Below are 19,939 nucleotides of genomic sequence, written 5' to 3'. Positions count from 1 at the left end.
CCACATGTCGCGGTTGGAGAGGTAGATGTCGCTTTCAAGTCAGGCCATGCAGTTATCTTCCAGCGAAAAGCACTGGCTACCCTGGTTCGGCAAAACCGGAAAAATCGCCATGGGCTGGTCGTGCCGACTCAATCGCTCGGCGTACCCGGTGATCGAACAAACCTTCGAAGCCATTGCCCACACCCGCGTGCAGTTACTGCACAACTGGGCCCGCGAGCAATGGGAGCACCTGGCGGAACTGGCGGAACATCTGGCTCGGGATTTTGCCCAGATCGACAGTGGGTCGCTGCTGGACAAGCTCGCTCAGGCCGAAGACTTTTCCGAGCTGTTTGTCGTGGCTGCCGATGGCGCCGTCATTGCCTCGACCTGGGGCGGACGGCCCAATCATCCGCTCGGCAAATCCCGCGCCCTGGCCGAAGGGTTGAAGGCGCCGTTTCTGCACGGCCCTTACGGCGACCCATTGACCGTGCAGATCGGTCCCTCGACTTCACGTTTTCACGATGAGGTCACCCTGATGTTTTATCAGCCGCTGAAGGTCGATGGAAAAGTCCTGGGCTGCCTCTGCGGGCGCGTGCCGAACGATGTGTTGGGCGATCTGATCCAGCGCGAAGCCGGGCACATTTATGCCGAGTCCGGCGACAATTATTTGTTCATGGCGCAATCACGTTTTGATCCGGCGATCGCCCCGGGCACCGCCTTGTCGCGTTCGCGTTTCGAGGACGGCACCTTCACCCACGGCGAAAACCTGAAAAGCGGCGTACACACGCCCTACAAGACCGTGCAGATCCAGCGGCACACCGAACTGGAGCTGCGTTTTACCGACCCGGCGACCCAGGAACTGCACCCGGGTGTGCGCGAAACCATCCGCAAGGGCGCCAATCTGTTCGTGACCTATCCCGGTTACTCGGACTACCGGCACATCCCGGTGGTGGGCAAGGGCGTCACCTTCCAGCTGCCAGGCTCGCCGGATCGCTGGGGCATGATGTGCGAAGCCGATCTGGAGGAGGTGTATCGCCGACGCTCACTCAGCTACGGCTTGATGAAACCCTATCTGGCGACCATGACCGGGCTCTTCGCCTGCAACTTCGCGGTCCAGCATTACAGCGGCCTGGCCCAGGGGCTGATCGATACGCTCGAGGTGTTGAGCATGGTCGGCGCCGCGCTGCTGTTCAGCCTGTGGGGGCCGAAGCGGCTTGCGCAACGCTTGAGCGAGATGACCGGGGTGATCAGGACCATCGCCGAGGGCGAAGGCAACCTGCGTCAGCGCCTCGACACCACGCGGATGGCCAACGACGAGACCGGCGACATGGGGCGCTGGATCAACAGTTTCATCGACAATCTGGACTCGGTGGTCGGGCAAGTGGTGAAGGCCAGCAGCAACGTCGGCAGCACCAACCAGATGATGCTCGGCCGCAGTCAGGAAGCCGGTGTCACCTCCGCCGAGGTGGCCGAAGCGGTGCACCACATGATGATCATCGTCGAGGACCAATTGGGCGAAATCCAGCAAGCCTCCGCCAGCGCCGAGCAAATGAAGCAGGCCATGGACGAAGTCGTGACCCGTGCCCGTGAGCAGTTTCTCGCCGTGCAGGCGGGCACCCAGTCGATTCGCGACGTGGTCGAGCGCTCGTCTTCAAGCGTGCAGTTGCTCGACAGCCGCATGGCGCAGATCGGCAACATTACCGGGCTGATCAGCGACATCACCAACCAGACCAACCTGCTGGCCCTCAATGCCGCCATCGAGGCCGCGCGCGCCGGCGAACATGGACGCGGCTTTGCCGTGGTCGCCGATGAGGTGCGCAGTCTCGCCGCACGCACCTCTCGCGCTGCCGATGATATTCGCAAGATGGTCGAAGGCTTGCAGAACGAAACGCAAAACGCCGTGAGCTTCATGAAAGAGGGCGTCACCGACGTCGATAACAGCCTGCGCCTGGCCGAAGATGCCTCCTCGGAAAATGTGCAGCTGCACCAGGCGGTGGAAAGCATGTTTGCGATCATTCAGCAGCTCAACAATCGCAGCCTCGATTACGGCAAGACCATCAAACAGGTCGACCAGTCCTCCGCGCAAATGCGCCAGACGGTGGTGGTGCTGCAAGGCAGTGCCGAGACCGTGCGGCTCAATGCCAACAAACTGCAGAAGCTGGTGGGGCAGTTTGAGGTCAGTAGCAGCGGTAATGGGCGGGGGGTGGCGGCTTGAGAAACTTGCAGGAAATAGGGCTAGGCTTAGTTTTTAAGTGTGCTGTGAGGCAGGCGACATGGATACGTATATCGTTTCGACGGCTCGCAAGGATACCCAAGGCAATTATGTGGAATTCGAATGGGCAAAACTCGATGGACACATGCATACCATCGGACATAACCAGGTCGTCAGCTTTGATCAGGTGTGCGACGCTATTGCTCGAGGTGATGAGGTTTTTGCGGGCGATCAATTTGCCAATCGATCGAGAGTATTTCTCGGGATCAACGCCTCTGGCGAGCGAGTGATCGAACTGGAAGCCCACGTTTCCGAGCTTGAGGAGATTGGTGATCTTCCACGGTTCTAGTGGTCGATCACCAGCCAGAGCGACGGTCCGATACCGGCCGTCGCCTGGGAGTTTGCACATTCAACCGCTTAATTAGCGGCTTTCAGTTGCCCTTCCTCCCTAGCCCCCGTCCGACCAATCACGGTCAAAATCGCCAACGCCGCAATCACCAATCCCGGCGAAGTCGCCAACAGCACCCCGGTCGTCCCTGCACCGGCGGCCAGAATCTGCCCCGCAGCCAAGGGCCCGGCCACCGAACCCAGGCGACCGATGGCTACCGCAGCGCCGACGCCGGTGGCGCGTACTGCGGTCGGGTAGGAAGGTGGCGCCAGGGCATAGAGCACCAGCTGCGCGGCCATGACGAACAAGCCTGCGGCAAAGCCGGCGATGGCCATCGGCACGATGCCCACGGCCAGGCCGACGCCGGCCAGCGCTGCCAGCAGCCCGGCATACACGCCCAGGACCACTTTGGTGCCGTTGCAACGGTCCAGGAGCAGGCCGCCAAGCAGTGAGCCCAGTGCGCCGCCGATGTTGAACAGCATCTGCACCATGCCCGCCTGGGGTTTGCTGAAACCCTGGGAGATGAGCAGTGACGGCAGCCAGTTGAGCAGCATGTACATCACGGTCAAGGTGAAGAAGTAACTCAGCCACAAGGCCAGGGTGTTGCGGGTACGGCCTTCGCCAAACAGCGCCTGGACGCTGGAAGGGCGCGAGGTGTCGGTGGTCGAGTGTTGCTGACGGAAGGCACTCGACTCTGGCAGCAGCAGGGCCATCAAGGGCACGATCAGCAAGGGCGCCAGGCCGCCGATGATGAAGGTGGTTTGCCAGTGTTCGCTGGAAAACATCGCTACCACCGCCGCCAGCGCACCGCCCAAAGGCACACCGCAGTACATGACGCTGATGGCGGTGCCACGGTTGCGCTCACTGACGGCTTCGGCGCACAGGGCGATCAGGTTGGGCAGGGCAGCGCCCAGGCCCAGACCCGTGAGGAAGCGCACCAGCAGCAGGCTGGAGTAGCTCTCGACATAGGCGGTGCACAGGGAAAACAGGCCGAACAGCAACACGGCACTGACGAGGATTTTCTTGCGACCGATGCGATCGGCGATCCAGCCGCCAAAAAATGCACCCGGTAGCAGGCCGATGATCCCGACGCTGAACACCCAGCCCATCATCTTCGGATCCAGGGCAAAACTCTGACGCAGCCCGGCGGCAGCTGTGCCAGCGGCTTGCAGGTCGAAACCTTCGATCAGCGCAACGATAAAGCACAAAGCAATTGTCAGCGTCGAACGACGCGATGGGCTGTCCATGGATGGAACCTCATTGTTGTTTTTGTTGTGGAGTCGAGCCGTCCCCAACGCATGGCGTACGCCGGGGCTGACCGCTGATCAATAAGATAACAAAGATAACTAAAAAATGAAGCGGCAACGGAAAATCCATGATCTCGTTAAATTGCCCTTATAAATCAATGGCTAAACGCAACAATAAGCTGCGGCATGTGAAATAGATAATAATATTAATGTTCGATTATCGGTCATTCGCCATTGACAGGGCTTACCGGCTGTTTCCATTCTCTGTCCGCGAAGCCGGCTGCACTGCGCTTCCCCGGCGGCCCCAACAACAATAAAAAATGGAAATCGAACATGCCAAATCTCCGCACGCACGACGTTGTGACGGCGCCAGCTTCTTGTGTTCCCGGCATCAGTCGCGGGCTGGTGCTGACCCTTCTCGGCTTGAGCGTACTGCCCACCCAGCTTCGCGCCGCGGGCTTTATCGACGACAGCCATGGCACCCTGACCCTGCGCAATTACTACATGGACCGTCAGTACAAGGACGATGGCGCCAAGTCCGCCGCGAAGGAGTGGGCCCAGGGTTTCATCATGAACATGGAGTCGGGTTTTACCGAAGGGCCGGTGGGGTTTGGCCTGGACGTGCGCGGGCTGATGGGGGTCAAGCTCGACTCCTCGCCGGATCGCAGCGGCACCGAGTTGCTGCCGGTGTCGGCCAGTGACAACCGTGCAGCAGACGAATATTCACGCCTGGCGCCGACCGGCAAGCTGCGGTTTGCCCAGACCACGGTGAAGAGCGGGGACGTGTCGATCTTCCTGCCGTTCGCCTTTGCCAGTCCCTCGCGCCTGCTGCCGCAAACCTTTCGCGGTACCATCCTCAGCTCCAAGGACATCGACGGCCTGACGTTCAACACGGGTTACATCGATCGGATCAACAAGCGCAACTCCACCAACTACGAGTCGATGACCGTCGCCTCGCCCAACCGCCGCTTCAACGCCACGGCCACGACTTCGCACATGGCCTACGTGGGCGGTGATTATCAGGTCAACAAGGAACTGAGCCTGCGGGTCTATCACGCCGAGGCGACGGATCTGTACCAGCAGGACACTTTCGCCTTGCTGCATGACCTGCCCCTGGGCGGCGGTACCCTGACCAGCGACCTGCGCAGTTTTTTCAGTCGCGAGGATGGCAGCGCCAAGGCCGGTGACGTCGACAACCGCAACCTTTCGGCGCTGTTCAGCTATCGCTATGGCGGCCACCGCCTGGGCGTCGGCTACATGCATTCCAGCGGCGACACGGCGACGCCTTACATCTCCGGGACCGAGCTGATGGGCATGAGCGAACTGACCATGGCCTCGGACTTCCTCAATGCCAAGGAGCGCACCTGGCAGGCGATCTACGACTACGACTTCGCCGCCTCCGGCGTGCCCGGGCTGCGGAGCCGGTTGCGTTACCTGCGCGGTGACAACATCGAGCTGAAAGCCTTCAACGCCGAAGACCGCAAGGAGCGGGAGTTCCAGATGGAGCTGGGGTATGTGGTGCAGAGTGGTCCGCTGAAAAACGTCGGCCTGGTGGCGCGCAAGGCGATCTACCGCAATGACTTCCCCGCTGGCGCCGCCTTCCGCGATGAAAACCAGACGCGGTTTCTGGTGACCTACACCTTGCCGATCTGGTGAGGGCGCGGTTGCGGTGGGGCTGATGGCCCCATCGCGGGCAAGCCCGCTGCCACAGTGGGTTTGTGTAAAACACAGATACTGCGGAGCCTGCAGGCCCCTGTAGGAGCTGGCTTGCCAGCGATGAAGTTGATGCGGTGTTGCTGATGGCCTCATCGCTAGCAGGCTAGCTCCCACAGTGGTTTTTGTGTTGATCGCAGATGCCGTGGAGCCTGCAGAGACCTCTGTAGGAGCTGGCTTGCCAGCGATGAAGTTGATGCGGTGTTGCTGATGGCCTCATCGCTAGCAGGCTAGCTCCCACCGTTCAGATCTATCAATCCTGATAAATCTTCTTCAGCAGCCGCAGCAACTCTTCCCGTTCCTGGTCGTCCAGTGCCGAGGTGGCGTCGAGGTCGCTTTGGGCGGCGATCTGGTTCAGTTCCTTGAGCAGAGTCTCGCCGGTCTTGCTGAGGAAAATCCCGTACGAGCGCTTGTCCGGCTTGCAGCGCACGCGCACCGCCAGCGCCCGGCTCTCCAGCTTATTCAGCAGCGGCACCACCTGGGGCGGCTCGATGCTCAGGGCCCGGGCCAGGTCGGCCTGCATCAGGCCGGGGTTCTGATTGATGATCGCCAAAGCCGAGAATTGCGCGGGACGCAGATCGTGGGCCGAGAGGCGGCTGATCAGGTTCTGGAACAGTTTCAGTTGCGCGCGACGCATGGCATAGCCGATCAGGTCGTTCAGCGCCGAATCCATGGGCGCCTGGGTCTCGGCGGGAGTCGACGCAGCCTCGACCGACTCGGTGAGGGGGGAGGGCTTGGCCATTGCGGGGAAGTCCTGAAGAGTGGAGGTTAACAAGACTATCTAGTTTGCCGACCTTGGCCGGTGATTGCTACGGCCAATATCGCTCGCCGCCAAGACCGACCAGTCCAGCACCAACAGAAAAATTGATTAAATCGATTAATAGTTAATTGACATAACTAATTTCCTGCTTTAATTTCGAGTCATCTTCAACACCCAGAACAAGAGAGCATCGCCATGAGCACATACGAAGGTCGCTGGAAAACGGTCAAAGTCGAAATCGAAGACGGCATCGCGTTTGTCATCCTCAATCGCCCGGAAAAACGCAATGCGATGAGCCCGACCCTGAACCGCGAGATGATCGACGTCCTGGAAACCCTCGAGCAGGATCCTGCCGCCGGTGTGCTGGTGCTGACCGGTGCGGGCGAAGCCTGGACCGCGGGCATGGACCTCAAGGAATACTTCCGCGAAGTGGACGCCGGTCCGGAAATCCTCCAGGAAAAAATCCGTCGCGAAGCCTCGCAATGGCAATGGAAACTGCTGCGCATGTACGCCAAACCGACCATCGCCATGGTTAACGGCTGGTGCTTTGGCGGCGGTTTCAGCCCGCTGGTGGCCTGCGACCTGGCGATCTGCGCCGACGAAGCAACCTTCGGTCTCTCGGAAATCAACTGGGGCATCCCGCCGGGCAACCTGGTGAGCAAGGCCATGGCCGACACCGTGGGCCACCGCCAGTCGCTGTACTACATCATGACCGGCAAGACCTTCGGTGGGCAGAAAGCCGCCGAGATGGGCCTGGTCAACGAGAGCGTACCCCTGGCGCAACTGCGCGAAGTCACCATCGAGCTGGCGCGTAACCTGCTGGAGAAAAACCCGGTGGTGCTGCGTGCCGCCAAGCACGGTTTCAAACGCTGCCGCGAACTGACCTGGGAGCAGAACGAGGATTACCTGTACGCCAAGCTCGATCAGTCGCGTTTGCTGGACACCGAAGGTGGTCGCGAGCAGGGCATGAAGCAATTCCTCGACGACAAGAGCATCAAGCCTGGCCTGCAAGCGTATAAACGCTGAAGGACGCCGCTGCGGGCGCATTGCGCGAAAAGGCGAGTGCGCCCCGAAGCGGCGTTTACATCACTGCTAAGCATTCCGATAAAGACGATAAAGAGGAATCACCATGCTGGACGTGCCCCTGCTGATTGGCGGCCAGTCGTGCCCCGCGCGCGACGGTCGAACCTTCGAACGCCGCAACCCGGTGACGGGCGAGTTGGTGTCGCGGGTTGCCGCCGCCACCCTGGAAGATGCCGACGCCGCCGTGGCCGCTGCCCAGCAGGCGTTTCCCGCGTGGGCCGCGCTGGCGCCCAATGAACGGCGCAGCCGTTTGCTCAAGGCCGCCGAACACTTGCAGGCGCGCAGTAGCGAGTTCATCGAGGCCGCGGGCGAGACCGGCGCCATGGCCAACTGGTACGGGTTCAACGTACGGCTGGCGGCCAATATGCTGCGTGAAGCGGCGTCGATGACTACGCAGATCAACGGCGAAGTGATTCCCTCGGACGTCCCCGGCAGTTTTGCCATGGCCCTGCGCCAACCTTGCGGCGTGGTGCTGGGCATCGCTCCGTGGAACGCCCCGGTGATCCTCGCCACCCGGGCGATCGCCATGCCGCTGGCCTGTGGCAACACCGTGGTGCTCAAGGCTTCCGAGCTGAGCCCGGCGGTGCATCGCCTGATCGGCCAGGTGCTGCAGGACGCGGGCCTGGGTGATGGCGTGGTCAACGTCATCAGCAATGCGCCGGCGGATGCCCCGCAGATTGTCGAGCGCCTGATCGCCAACCCGGCCGTGCGCCGGGTCAATTTCACCGGTTCGACCCATGTCGGGCGGATCGTCGCCGAGCTCTCGGCGCGTCACCTGAAACCGGCGTTGCTGGAGTTGGGCGGCAAGGCACCGTTGCTGGTGCTCGACGACGCCGACCTGGACGCCGCCGTGCAGGCAGCCGCGTTTGGCGCCTACTTCAACCAGGGTCAGATCTGCATGTCCACCGAGCGACTGATTGTCGATGCCAAGGTGGCCGACGCTTTTGTCGCCCAGTTGGCGGCCAAGGTCGAGACCCTGCGCGCCGGTGATCCTGCCGACCCGGAGTCGGTGCTCGGCTCGTTGGTGGACGCCAGCGCCGGCACGCGGATCAAAGCGTTGATCGATGATGCCGTGGCCAAGGGCGCGCGCCTGGTGATCGGCGGGCAACTGGAGGGCAGCATCTTGCAGCCGACCCTGATCGACGGCGTCGACGCGAGCATGCGTTTGTACCGCGAAGAGTCCTTCGGCCCGGTGGCGGTGGTGCTGCGCGGCGAGGGTGATGAAGCGCTGTTGCAACTGGCCAACGACTCCGAGTTCGGTTTGTCGGCGGCGATTTTCAGTCGTGACACCGGGCGTGCCCTGGCTTTGGCCCAGCGGGTCGAATCGGGCATCTGCCACATCAACGGCCCGACCGTGCACGACGAAGCGCAAATGCCGTTTGGCGGGGTCAAGTCCAGCGGCTACGGCAGTTTTGGCGGCAAGGCATCGATTGAGCATTTCACTCAGTTGCGCTGGGTCACTATCCAGAATGGTCCACGGCACTACCCGATCTGAACCGGCAACACCGCGGGCGGCGTCTTCCACGCAAGGCCGTCGCCCGCCAGCAGCACCGAAATAACAATAACAAGGCTGCAGCCAATGGCTGCCATGCCAGCGATGAGTCACCCGAGTGTGGCTCGGTCCTGGTGTGCCTCGACGGAGAACAGGCACTTGAGTTCCGAATCCAGTTTGCAATCCCATGCCCCAGCCAGCGCACCGCGCTATCGCCACGTGTCCATCGGTGGCGCGGCGGTCGAGGTCACGCAGCACCACGGCGAACTGCACATGCGCTCCCTCGAGCCGCTGGCCGAGATGCCCCCGCGCTTGCTCGACCGTTTGCTGCATTGGGCCCGAGTGCGTCCCGATCAGACCTTCATCGCCGCCCGCCAGGACGGCGGCGACTGGCGGCGGGTCAGTTACGCGCAGATGCTCGACAGCGTGCGCGCCATCGCCCAATCCCTGCTCAGCTACGGACTGTCGGACGAGAAGCCGCTGGTGCTGCTGTCGGGCAATGACATCGAACATTTGCAAGTGGCCCTGGGCGCCATGTACGCCGGTATTCCCTACTGCCCGGTGTCGCCGGCCTATTCCCTGCTGTCCCAGGATTACTCCAAGCTGCGCCACGTCTGCGAACTGCTGCAACCGGGCCTGGTGTTTGTCAGTGACGCGGCCGCCTATGGTCGCGCCATTGACGCCGTGTTGCCCCAGGATACGCCGCTGATCAGCGTGCGCGGCGAGGTGGCCGGGCGTTCTCAGGTGAGCTTTGCCAGCCTGCTGGAACAACCGGGGGGCGCCGAGGCGGAAGCCGCGTTTGCTGCCACCGGGCCAGACACCATTGCCAAGTTTCTCTTCACCTCCGGCTCGACTCGCCTGCCCAAGGCGGTGATCACCACCCAACGCATGCTCTGCGCCAACCAGCAGATGCTGTTGCAGACCTTTCCGGTGTTCGGCGAAGAACCGCCGGTGCTGGTGGACTGGTTGCCGTGGAACCACACCTTTGGCGGCAGCCACAACCTCGGCATCGTGCTCTATAACGGCGGCAGTTTTTACCTGGACGACGGCAAGCCAACAGCCCAGGGCTTCGCCCAGACGCTGCGCAATCTCAAGGAAATCTCGCCCACCGCCTACCTGACGGTGCCCAAGGGTTGGGAAGAACTGGTCTCGGCGCTGGAGCAGGACGGCGAACTGCGCGACAGTTTTTTCAAGCGCGTCAGCCTGTTCTTCTTCGCCGCCGCCGGGCTGTCGCAAAGCATCTGGGATCGCCTCGACCGGGTCGCCGAACAACACTGTGGCGAGCGCATCCGGATGATGGCCGGACTCGGCATGACCGAGGCCTCGCCTTCCTGCACCTTCACCACCGGCCCCTTGTCCATGGCCGGCTACATCGGCTTGCCGGCGCCGGGTTGCGAGGTACGGCTGGTACCCAAGGAAGGCAAACTCGAAGGGCGCTTTCGTGGGCCGCACATCATGCCCGGCTACTGGCGCTCGCCGCAGCAGACCGCTGACGTGTTCGACGAGCAGGGCTATTACTGCTCCGGCGATGCACTCAAGCTGGCCAACCCCCAGGCGCCGCAACAGGGCTTGATGTTCGACGGACGCATCGCCGAAGACTTCAAGCTGTCGTCAGGGGTTTTCGTCAGCGTTGGCCCGTTGCGCAATCGCGCGGTGTTGGAAGGCTCGCCCTATGTCCAGGACCTGGTGGTCACCGCGCCGGATCGCGAATGCCTGGGCGCCCTGGTGTTCCCGCGCCTGTTCGAATGCCGCCGTCTGGCGGGACTCGCGGCGGATGCCAGTGACGCCCAGGTGTTGGCCAGCGCGCCCGTGCGCCAGTGGTTCGCTGACTGGTTGCAGCGCCTCAATCGTGACGCCAGCGGCAATGCCAGCCGTCTCGAGTGGATCGCCTTGCTCGACGAGCCGGCGTCGATCGATCGCGGTGAAATCACCGACAAAGGTTCGATCAACCAGCGGGCGGTGTTGCAGTGGCGCGCCGAGCAGGTCGAGGCGCTGTATCGCGGCGTAGATCCGTCGATTCTGCGTGCCGGGCCACGCCCATGAGTAGCGCCGGGCAGTTTTCTGCATTCAGGGATGTAGCGATTCTCGACGCGGTACGCACGCCCTGGGTTGATGTCGGCGGGGCGCTGGCCCAGGTTTCGCCGATCGATCTGGGGATCAAGGTCGGTCGCGAAGTACTGGCCCGTAGCGGGCTGGCGCCACAGGCGGTCGACTCGGTGCTGGCCGGCTCCATGGCCCAGGCCAGCTTCGACGCCTACATGCTGCCACGGCATATCGGGCTCTACAGCGGCGTGCCGCAACAGGTGCCGGCACTGGCGGTGCAGCGCATCTGCGCCACCGGTTTCGAACTGCTGCGCCAGGCCGCCGAGCAGATTGGCGCGGGCGCGCAACTGGCGCTGTGCGTGGGCAGCGAATCGATGTCGCGCAACCCGATTGCCGCCTACAGCCATCGCGGCGGGTTTCGCCTCGGGGCGCCGGTGGAGTTCAAGGATTTCCTTTGGGAAGCGCTCTACGACCCGGCCCCGGGCCTGGACATGATCGCCACCGCAGAGAACCTCGCCAAGCGTCATGGGCTGAGCCGCGAGGCGGTGGACCGCTTTGCCCTCGACAGTCATCAGTTGGCATTGCAGGCGCAAGGCAGCGGCTGGTTCGACGCGGAAATCGTCGCGGTGCGCAATGAAGTGTTTGAGCTGCAGGGCTATCAGCCGCGAGGCATTGCCCTGCCGCGACGCTGTGAGTCAGTCACCGCGGACAGTCACCCGCGACCCACCGATCTGCCGGCACTGGCCCGGCTCACGGCGATTCACCCCGAGGGCGTGCAGACCGCCGGCAACAGCTGTGCGGTGGTCGACGGTGCAGCGGCGGCGCTGGTCGGTCGCGCTTCCTTGACTGACCGACCGCCGCTGGCGAATTTGCTGGCGACGGCGGTGGTTGGGGTGGCGCCGGAGGTCATGGGCATCGGCCCGGTTCCGGCGATCCAGTTGCTGCTGCAACGCAGCGGACTGAGCCTGGACGCCATCGGCCTGTTGGAAATCAACGAGGCCCAGGGCGCCCAAGTACTGGCGGTGGCTCAGGCGCTGGAACTGGACGGCGAGCGGCTAAACCGTCGCGGTGGCTCGATTGCCCTCGGGCATCCCTTGGCCGCCACCGGCTTGCGCCTGGTGTTGACCCTGGCGCGGCAACTGCGCGAGGGAAATCTGCGCTACGGCATCGCTGCCGCCTGTGTCGGTGGCGGGCAGGGCATGGCCGTGCTGATCGAAAACCCGGATTTTCGCGGCTGAAGCCTCGCGCGGTTGTTCCTATTTGATGATTCGAGGTGTGCCATGTGGCAGTACCAGGCGCCGTTGCGCGACATGCAATTTGTCTTTGAACAGTGGCTTCAGGCCCCAGAGGCCTGGCAGCAGATGCCGGCCTTCGCGGCCCTCGACTTGCCATTGGCCTGCCAGGTGCTGGAGGAGGCCGGACGCTTCAGCGCGCAGGTACTGGCGCCGCTCAACAGCAGCGGCGATCGCCAGGGCTGCCGTTTCGAGAGTGGCCGGGTGACCACGCCGGACGGTTTTGCCCAGGCCTACCAAGCCTACGTCGACGGTGGCTGGCCGGCCCTGGCCTGCGCCGAAACCTTCGGTGGCCAGGGCCTGCCGCAACTGCTTGATGCCGCCCTGCAGGAAATGCTCTACGCCAGCAACCACGCCTGGGCGATGTACACCGGGATCGCCCATGGCGCCTACCTGTGCCTCAAGACCCATGCCCCAGAGTGGATTCAGCAACGCTACCTGCCGTCGATTGTCAGCGGCGAAGCGCTGCCGACCATGTGCCTGACCGAACCCCAGGCCGGCAGCGACGTCGGCCTGCTGCGCTGCCGCGCCGAACCCCAGGACGACGGCAGTTATCGACTGAGCGGCAGCAAGCTGTTCATTTCCGGCGGCGAACACGACCTGACCGAAGACATCCTGCACCTGGTGCTGGCGCGCTTGCCCGGAGCACCCGCCGGGAGCCGGGGCGTGTCGCTGTTCCTGGTGCCCAAGCGTCTGGAGGATGGCCTGGGCAACGCGCTGCGCTGCGATGGCATCGAACACAAGATGGGCATCAAGGGCAGCGCCACCTGCTCGCTGGTGTTCGACGGTGCTCAAGGCTGGTTGATCGGCGAGGCCAATCGCGGCCTGGCGGCGATGTTCGTGATGATGAACTCGGCGCGCTTGCACGTCGGCCTGCAGGGCCTGGGGCACGCCGAGTCTGCCTCACAGAACGCCTATGCCTATGCGCTGGAGCGCAAGCAAATGCGCGCGCCCGTTCGCCCGGTCGGGGTCGAAGCCGAAGCGGCCGATCCGATTCACTATCACCCGGCCATGCGCCGGGTGTTGCTGGAACTGCGGGCTTATTCCGAGGGCATGCGTGCGGTCGGTTACTGGGCGGCGCATTTGTTGGATCAGTCGGAGCATGCCGAGGATCTGTCCACCCGCCAGCGCGCCTTGCAACTGGCGGAACTGCTGACGCCGGTGATCAAGGCGTTTTTCACCGAGCAGGGTTTTCGCCTGGCCAGCAATGCCTTGCAGGTGTTCGGTGGCTACGGCTACGTCAGCGAATTCGCCATCGAACAGACCCTGCGCGACAGCCGGATTGCGATGATTTACGAGGGCAGCAATGAAATCCAGGCCAATGACCTGCTGCTGCGCAAAGTGCTGGGGGATGAAGGCCGGGCCTTTGGCCAACTGTTGGCGGTGATGCGCGAAGAGGCCGGGCTGGCGTTCGACGAAAGCAGTTTTGGCACTGCGCTGGCGCAGCTGTGCGACAAACTCGAAACAGTGCAACTTGAGATAGGCGACCTCGCCGTCACGGAGCGCGAATACCCCTATCGAGCTACTGGCGATTTCCTGCGCCTGTGTGGCGTGGCGCTGTTGGGGTTTGCCTGGGCGAGAGCGGCACGGGTGTCCCGTCTGTTACCCGACAGCGATCCACTGCGAGCCCACAAACTGGAGACCGCGCGCTTCTTCTTTGCCTACCTGCTGCCGGAAGCCGATCAGCGCATCGCGGCCATTCGGGCGGCGCGGGCGCCGTTGCCATTCGTGCTGTGAGTTGTGGTGGGCATTGATCCCACCACCATTTCAAGGGCGGCGCCTGATCCTGATCCGCGCTTATCGGTTGAAGCGCTCCACCAATGAATACTGCGTGGATGCCGTTCGCGTCAGCTCCTGGCTCAGCCCGGTGGTCTGCTGTGCCTGTTCAGACGACTGGTCGGCCAGGTGGGCGATGGAGGTGATGTTGCGGCTGATCTCCTCGGCGACGGCGCTTTGCTCTTCCGTGGCTGCGGCAATCTGGGTGGTCATGTCGGTGATGTGGGCGACCGCCTCACTGATGCCCACCAGCGCATTGTCTGCCTCCAGCACGCGGGCTACGCCTTCTTCGGCCTGGCGGTGACCGTTTTGCATGGTGTGCACGGCATTGCTCGAGGAGGTCTGGAGCTTGGTGATCAGACTGTGGATCTGGGTGGTGGATTGCGAGGTCCTCTGCGCCAATTGACGGACTTCGTCGGCGACCACTGCAAAGCCGCGGCCCTGTTCGCCGGCGCGGGCCGCTTCGATGGCGGCGTTGAGCGCCAGCAGGTTGGTCTGGTCGGCGATGCCCTTGATCACATCGACCACCGTGCCGATTTCATCGCTGTCTCGGGCCAGTTGCTCGACGGTCAGGCTGGTTTCCCCGACGACCGCCGACAGCCGCTCGATCGCCTCCCGAGTATCTCGCGCCACCTCGCGGCCGCGACCGGTCAGCACATTGGCCTGTTGCGTGGCATCGGCCGTGCGCTGGACGTGGCTGGCGACCTGCTGGGTGGTCGCGGCCATCTGGTTGACCGCCGCCGAGACCTGCTCGGTCTCGATGCGCTGGCGATCGAGCCCCCTTGAGCTGTCAGCGGCCAGCCGATCGGATTGACCGGCCAGTTCGCTGAGCTGTTCGGCGCTGTCCTGCAGGCGCGTGAGGCAGGTTTTCAGGCGCGAGTTCTGGCTGATCAATGCGGTTTCCAGGCGTGCTTGAGACCCCCGCGCATCACTGTACAGCTGCGCGAGCAGTGCATCGCACGTCGAGGGTTCCACGTGCTGGAACAGACGCTCGGTTGCCTGCTGGCGCAGGCGTGAGGCAAACAGCGCGACCGCTACGGCCACCGTGCCCGCAACAGCCAGGGCAAGCGGGGCGCCCAGATACCGCCCGCTGACGGCACCGGCCAAGCCCGTGGCCACCCAAGGCAGGCACTCCAGGACCAGCGGTTGCCAGCTGTCGCGACGGGCAATGGCGCGTTTTCCCTGGCTGATACGGGTGTAGAGCGCTTGTGCACGGCGAATCTGCTGCGCCGTCGGTTTGACTCTTACCGACTCAAAGCCCACCACCTGGCTGCCGTCGAAGATCGGGGTGACGTAGGCGTTGACCCAGTAATGATCGCCATTTCGGGCGCGGTTCTTGACGATCCCCATCCAGGGGCGGCCTTGCTTGAGCGCACTCCACATATGGGCAAAGACGGCGGGAGGAACATCGGGATGACGCACGATATTTTGCGGGGCGCCAATCAGGTCGGCCCTGTCGAACCCACTGATGTCGACGAAGGCATCGTTGCAGTAGGTGATAACGCCGCGGGCATCGGTCGTCGAAATAAGTCTCTGCTCAGGCGCGAGGGCGATTTCACGCTGGGTAACGGGCTGGTTGTTGCGCATGTGGTTGGCTCTCATGGTCCCTTTGGCAGGCCATCGACCGATTTACCCAAAAAGTGAATGAGGCCTGGAAAAACCTTATATATAGCAATGAGTTGCATTTGTTTTGAGGTGCATTGAAGCGGCCCCGCCAGCAACACCCTGGCGGGGCCTGAAGTGCAATCAGAACCGATTGGCGAGGTCGATCCCGGACTTGCCCGGGGCGAGGATGTTGTTCGGGTCCAGCGCGCGCTTGAGGGTGTGTTCGAGCTTGCGTTTGACCGGGCCGTAACTCTGCGCGACGCGATCCTGGAAGGCGGTATTCACCCGGTACACGGCGTAGCCTGCCTCCTCGAACACGTCCAGCAATTCGCCGAAGCAAGCGTTGGCGCGCTGGGTTTCCTCGGGGTTGCTGCGGTCATACAAGACGTCGATGACGTGGTGCATGTCGCGCCAGCCGACAATGAACTCGCCGACATAATCCAGGCCGTGCTTGTTGAGGATCTTTTTCGCCAGCGCCTGCTGTTTCTCGCACTCGCTGCCGCGGGCCTGGCTGACCGGGGCGAACCACATCGAACCGCCGCCGCCACGCCAGTTGTACAGGCCGAACTCCTGCAGGTTGGGCACCCCGGACATCAACTGCGCACGGTACTTGAATGGCTGGGTGTCGCCGGCTTCTTCCTGGGTGACGAGGCGGCCCTTGCCCAATTGCTTGAGGGCGCCGCTGACGATCTGCCAGTTGACGTCGACCTGCTCCTGGGTGCCGTACAGCGCGGCGTAGACGTTCCAGGCGCCGAGATTCTTGTCCTTCTGGATCTGCTTGAGAATCGCCTCGGAAGTCGCGCCCGGCTCGCTGGTGTAGTCGGAGCGGCGGGTGTTGCAGGTCGAGGCTTCCCAGAGCACCCCGGCGATCACCACCGAGTTGGGGATCACCTGGGCGATGCGCAACGGGCGGATGAATTCGACGATCTCGGCGATGTCCGACTCGTTGTCGAACTTGATTTCGAACGGCTTGAACACCGGCGGCTTGGGCATCAGCCAGAAGCCCATCTTGGTGCAGATGCCGTAGTTGGCCTGGGTGAACATGCCGTCCAGGGTCGGCCCGTAGCCCCATTTGAATACCTGCCAGGCGTTGTCGCCTTTCACGCCGCCCATGCCGGTGCGGTACAGGTCGCCGTTGGCCAGCACCACTTCCATGCCGCACTGCATCAGGAAGTGCTCGCCGTAAGGGGTGTAGCCGACGCCGCGATCCATGGTGTTGCCCAGCGGCCCGGCGATGGCCGATGGCGCCGAGAACGACAGCATCAGCGGCAGGTTGCGCTCCTGGATGTAGTCGTAGAGTTGCTGGTAGGTCACGCCCGGCTCGACCAGCGCGGTGCACAGTTCGGCATCGACGTGGAGAATCTTGTTCATCTTTTTCAGGTCGAGAATGATCTGCCCGCGCTGGCCGGGTGCGGCCGAGCCGTAGCCGAAGTTGCGTCCGGTGGAAATGGTCCAGACCGGGATCTTGTGCTCGTTGCAGATCTTCACCACGCCTTGCACCTGCTCGACGGTGGTGGCCGTCACGGCGGCCGACGGCATGTGCTCGGCGGTGTCGACGGCGATCATGATCTTCGAATAGGCGATCAGTTGATCGTCCTGGGTCAGGACGTTGTCGGCACCGAGCAGTTTACGAAACTTGACCAGCGCCTGTTCGAAGTTGGCCTTGTCGACGCCACGGGGGAGCAGGGTGTTGTTGTTTTGTGCAGTCATGGAATCAGCTCCTTCAAGCCTCGATCAAGAACGAAACAAAATGGCCGCGCAGGGGCGATGCCTGGCGGCCGATCACGGGGGGCTGGCCGACGTGGTGGCTGCCGAGGCCGGCAAGGGTGTAGCCCAGGGTGGCCGCCCATTGGTCAGAACTGCGGCGCTCGCGGGCCGCGGCCGACACCTGCAACGGTGCCTCCAGGCCATGCAGGCGCTGCTCGCTGAGGCTGAATGCGCTGCCGCAGGCATTCAGGCTCAGGCCCAGTTGCGCGGCACAACCGCTGGCGGATTCGGCGCTGAGCAGTTGGTGCTGCGAAGTATTGGCCGTGGCGCGATGCTGGCCGAGCCAGTGCACACGCGCGCCGGCGCTGCGTGCCAGGTCAACGATCAGCGCGGCGCTGGCATCGTCCACCAGGCCGATGATGCGTTGCGCCTGGCCGCTGCGCAGGCGCTGGTCGAATGCCTGGATGAAGTCCAGGCCGAGGTCGGTGCGTTGCACGCTGAGTGGGGTGTTCACGGTGCAGGCGTTGATGCCCTGGAGGAACACTGATTGGGCGGCTTCGCTGCTGACCAGTGCCAGGCTCGGCAGCATTGGCCGCGACTGCGCACCGAACACCCCCTGGGCCATGCTCAATCCGGAACTGCTGGCGGCGATACCGGCCAGGCTGCCCAGCGCCATGCCCTTGAGCACGCTGCGACGTTCGATATTCATGGGCGGCTCCTCAAGGTTTGGCCACCGGGGCGGGCGTTTTCGAGAGGTATTCGCCGACCTGTTGCAGCGAGGTGTCGTCGATGAAGGACGCAGGAAAGGCCGGCATCGCACGAAAGCCGTTGCGCACGATTGCACTGATGTACTGCGGCGGCAGTTGGCGGCCCTTGAGTTGCGGCCCGACCTGGTTTTCGTGGCAGTGCCCGCAGACCTTGGCATAGACGTTTTCGCCGCCTTTCCAGACGCCGTCGCCATCGGCCAGGGCGTTGCCGGCGAGCAGGAGCAAGGGCAGGGCGCAGCAGGCAGACCAGCTGCGCTTCACCGCTGAGCGGTGCAGGGGTGAGGACATGATGTACTCCATTGTTGTTATTGGCAGGTGCTGAACGGGTGGCTCAGAACGGATACGTCCTGGGCGCGTGTTGCAAGGTGATCCAGTGGTCGGTGGTGAACTCATCGATGGCCCAGTCGCCGTTGAAGCGACCGATGCCGGAGTTCTTCTCGCCGCCGAACGGCGCGTTGGCTTCGTCGTTGACCGGGATGTCGTTGACGTGAGTCATGCCGGCGTGGATACGCCGGGCGAACTGCACGCCGCGCTCCAGATTGGCGGTGAACACCGCGCTGGACAGCCCGTACTCGCTGTTGTTCGCCAGTTCCAGGGCGTGCTCGGCGTCGCGTGCGCACTGGATGCCCACCAGCGGACCGAAGATCTCCTCGCGGGCAATCTCCATGTCTGCCGTGACGTTGCCGAACACGTGGGGCGGCAGCACGTTGCCTTCGGCCGGGGCGCCAACCAGCAGCGTCGCGCCTTCAGCCTGGGCGGTGGCGATCTTCTCCTGCAGTCCGGCCAGTTGCTTGCTGTTGATCAGCGGGCCGACCACCGTTTCGGCGCGGTTCGGGTCGCCATGGGGCAGGGCCTTGACCCGCTCGACGAAGCGTTGGGTGAAGCTTTCCAGCAGTGGCTGCTCGACGATGATGCGGTTGATCGCCATGCAGATTTGCCCCTGGTGCAGGAACTTGCCGACCACCGCGGCGTTGACCGCCTGCTCGACATCGGCATCGGCCAGGACCACGAACGGGCTGTTGCCACCCAGTTCCAGGGCCACGTGCTTGAGGTGTTCGCCGCCGCTGGCGATGCGGCCGATGTTGCGCCCGACCTGGGTCGAGCCGGTGAAGGAGATGAACGCCGGGATCGGATGTTCGACAAAGGCGTCGCCGATCTCCGCGCCGGCGCCGACCACCACGCTGAGCACGCCGGCGGGCAACCCGGCTTCCTCGAAAATCCGCGCCAGCAGCAGGCCGCCGCTGACCGGGGTGTCGCTGGCCGGCTTGACCACCACCGCGTTACCCAAGGCCAATGCGGGTGCCAGGGAGCGGGCGGTCAGGTGCAGCGGGAAGTTCCACGGGCTGATGACGCCTATCACCCCCAGCGGTGCGCGGTAGACCCGGCTTTCCTTGCCCGGAATATTCGAGGCGAGAATGCGCCCATGGACCCGCCCCGGCAGGCTCGCCGACTCGAGGGTTATGGCCCGCGCTGCGCCCCACTCGATCTGCGCCTTGATCCGCGTACTGCCGGATTCGCGGATGATCCAGTCGATGATTTCTTCGCGCCGCTGATCAAAAATCCGCACCGCGTTGAGCAGCACACCGGCACGTTCGGCCGGCCCTTTGGCGGCCCAATCGACCTGGGTTTCGCGAGCCTTGCGGTAGGCGGCATCGAGGTCTTCGCGGGTGGCCAGGGTGATCTGCAGCAGTTGTGCCTGGGTGAAGGGGTTGTACACCGGCAGGCTGCGACCGCTGCTGCCGGCTCGCCACTTACCGGCGAGGGGCTGCAAATCGAGTTGCTGATAGGCAGGGCGAATCAAGTGAGCAGAGTTCATGTCGAGGTCACCTCTATTGTTATTAGCGTGCACCTCGGCTCCTTAGCAATTAGCGTGCC

The 19,939-nt window shown here is 63.4% G+C and carries 15 protein-coding genes; 8 read left to right on the top strand and 7 right to left on the bottom strand.

Annotation, left to right across the window (positions count from 1 at the left end; translation table 11 throughout):
* Positions 1-25: 25 nt before the first annotated feature.
* Both ACZYR5_RS10720 and ACZYR5_RS10715 read left to right on the top strand, forming a co-directional pair.
* Entirely contained in the window at positions 26-2,194 is a 2,169-nt protein-coding gene (locus tag ACZYR5_RS10720) for a methyl-accepting chemotaxis protein (protein ID WP_489089877.1), read from the top strand.
* 58 nt (positions 2,195-2,252) lie between these two features.
* Entirely contained in the window at positions 2,253-2,540 is a 288-nt protein-coding gene (locus tag ACZYR5_RS10715) for a hypothetical protein (protein WP_489089878.1), read from the top strand.
* A 68-nt stretch (positions 2,541-2,608) separates the two neighbouring features.
* Here ACZYR5_RS10715 and mhpT read toward each other — a convergent pair whose 3' ends face one another.
* Positions 2,609-3,826, bottom strand: coding sequence for a 3-(3-hydroxy-phenyl)propionate transporter MhpT (mhpT, locus tag ACZYR5_RS10710; protein ID WP_489089879.1), 1,218 nt, complete (start codon positions 3,824-3,826; stop codon positions 2,609-2,611).
* Between the two features lie 333 nt (positions 3,827-4,159).
* On the opposite strand from mhpT, the gene ACZYR5_RS10705 reads away from it, so the two are divergent.
* Positions 4,160-5,482 (top strand): OprD family porin, encoded by a 1,323-nt coding sequence (locus tag ACZYR5_RS10705; protein WP_489089880.1) that lies wholly within the window; start codon positions 4,160-4,162, stop codon positions 5,480-5,482.
* A gap of 310 nt (positions 5,483-5,792) precedes the next feature.
* Here ACZYR5_RS10705 and ACZYR5_RS10700 read toward each other — a convergent pair whose 3' ends face one another.
* On the bottom strand, positions 5,793-6,281 hold the full coding sequence (locus tag ACZYR5_RS10700; RefSeq protein ID WP_489089881.1) for a MarR family winged helix-turn-helix transcriptional regulator: 489 nt from the start codon (positions 6,279-6,281) through the stop codon (positions 5,793-5,795).
* A gap of 213 nt (positions 6,282-6,494) precedes the next feature.
* Between ACZYR5_RS10700 and ACZYR5_RS10695 the strand changes: the two genes are divergently transcribed.
* The 5 genes from ACZYR5_RS10695 to ACZYR5_RS10675 all read left to right on the top strand — a co-directional run bounded on the left by ACZYR5_RS10695 (position 6,495) and on the right by ACZYR5_RS10675 (position 13,946).
* Complete coding sequence (locus tag ACZYR5_RS10695; RefSeq protein WP_027620477.1) at positions 6,495-7,325, top strand: p-hydroxycinnamoyl CoA hydratase/lyase; 831 nt, start codon at positions 6,495-6,497, stop codon at positions 7,323-7,325.
* A 103-nt stretch (positions 7,326-7,428) separates the two neighbouring features.
* Positions 7,429-8,877, top strand: coding sequence for an aldehyde dehydrogenase (locus ACZYR5_RS10690; protein ID WP_489089882.1), 1,449 nt, complete (start codon positions 7,429-7,431; stop codon positions 8,875-8,877).
* A 156-nt stretch (positions 8,878-9,033) separates the two neighbouring features.
* Positions 9,034-10,917: a feruloyl-CoA synthase gene (locus ACZYR5_RS10685; RefSeq protein ID WP_489089883.1), complete on the top strand. Its 1,884-nt coding sequence runs from the start codon at positions 9,034-9,036 to the stop codon at positions 10,915-10,917.
* Positions 10,914-12,155 (top strand): thiolase family protein, encoded by a 1,242-nt coding sequence (locus ACZYR5_RS10680; protein ID WP_489089884.1) that lies wholly within the window; start codon positions 10,914-10,916, stop codon positions 12,153-12,155. Before ACZYR5_RS10685 ends, ACZYR5_RS10680 begins: the two co-directional genes overlap by 4 nt.
* A 42-nt stretch (positions 12,156-12,197) precedes the next feature.
* Positions 12,198-13,946 (top strand): acyl-CoA dehydrogenase family protein, encoded by a 1,749-nt coding sequence (locus tag ACZYR5_RS10675; protein ID WP_489089885.1) that lies wholly within the window; start codon positions 12,198-12,200, stop codon positions 13,944-13,946.
* A 60-nt stretch (positions 13,947-14,006) separates the two neighbouring features.
* Here ACZYR5_RS10675 and ACZYR5_RS10670 read toward each other — a convergent pair whose 3' ends face one another.
* The 5 genes from ACZYR5_RS10670 to pchA all read right to left on the bottom strand — a co-directional run bounded on the left by ACZYR5_RS10670 (position 14,007) and on the right by pchA (position 19,880).
* Entirely contained in the window at positions 14,007-15,572 is a 1,566-nt protein-coding gene (locus ACZYR5_RS10670; RefSeq protein ID WP_489089886.1) for a methyl-accepting chemotaxis protein, read from the bottom strand.
* A gap of 159 nt (positions 15,573-15,731) precedes the next feature.
* Positions 15,732-17,300, bottom strand: a complete 1,569-nt coding sequence (locus ACZYR5_RS10665) for an FAD-binding oxidoreductase (RefSeq protein ID WP_489089887.1) — start codon at positions 17,298-17,300, stop codon at positions 15,732-15,734.
* Positions 17,301-17,313: 13 nt separating this feature from the next.
* Positions 17,314-18,006, bottom strand: coding sequence for a hypothetical protein (locus tag ACZYR5_RS10660; RefSeq protein ID WP_489089888.1), 693 nt, complete (start codon positions 18,004-18,006; stop codon positions 17,314-17,316).
* 10 nt (positions 18,007-18,016) lie between these two features.
* Positions 18,017-18,352 carry a c-type cytochrome gene (locus ACZYR5_RS10655; protein ID WP_489089889.1) on the bottom strand — a complete coding sequence of 112 codons (336 nt, stop codon included), beginning with the start codon at positions 18,350-18,352 and terminating at the stop codon, positions 18,017-18,019.
* A gap of 43 nt (positions 18,353-18,395) precedes the next feature.
* Positions 18,396-19,880 (bottom strand): 4-hydroxybenzaldehyde dehydrogenase, encoded by a 1,485-nt coding sequence (pchA, locus tag ACZYR5_RS10650; protein ID WP_489089890.1) that lies wholly within the window; start codon positions 19,878-19,880, stop codon positions 18,396-18,398.
* Positions 19,881-19,939: the final 59 nt, after the last annotated feature.

The organism is Pseudomonas sp. F007 (genome assembly GCF_057814275.1).
The sequence above is the reverse complement of the archived record's forward strand: the minus strand, read 5'-3'. Positions and strand labels throughout refer to the sequence as shown.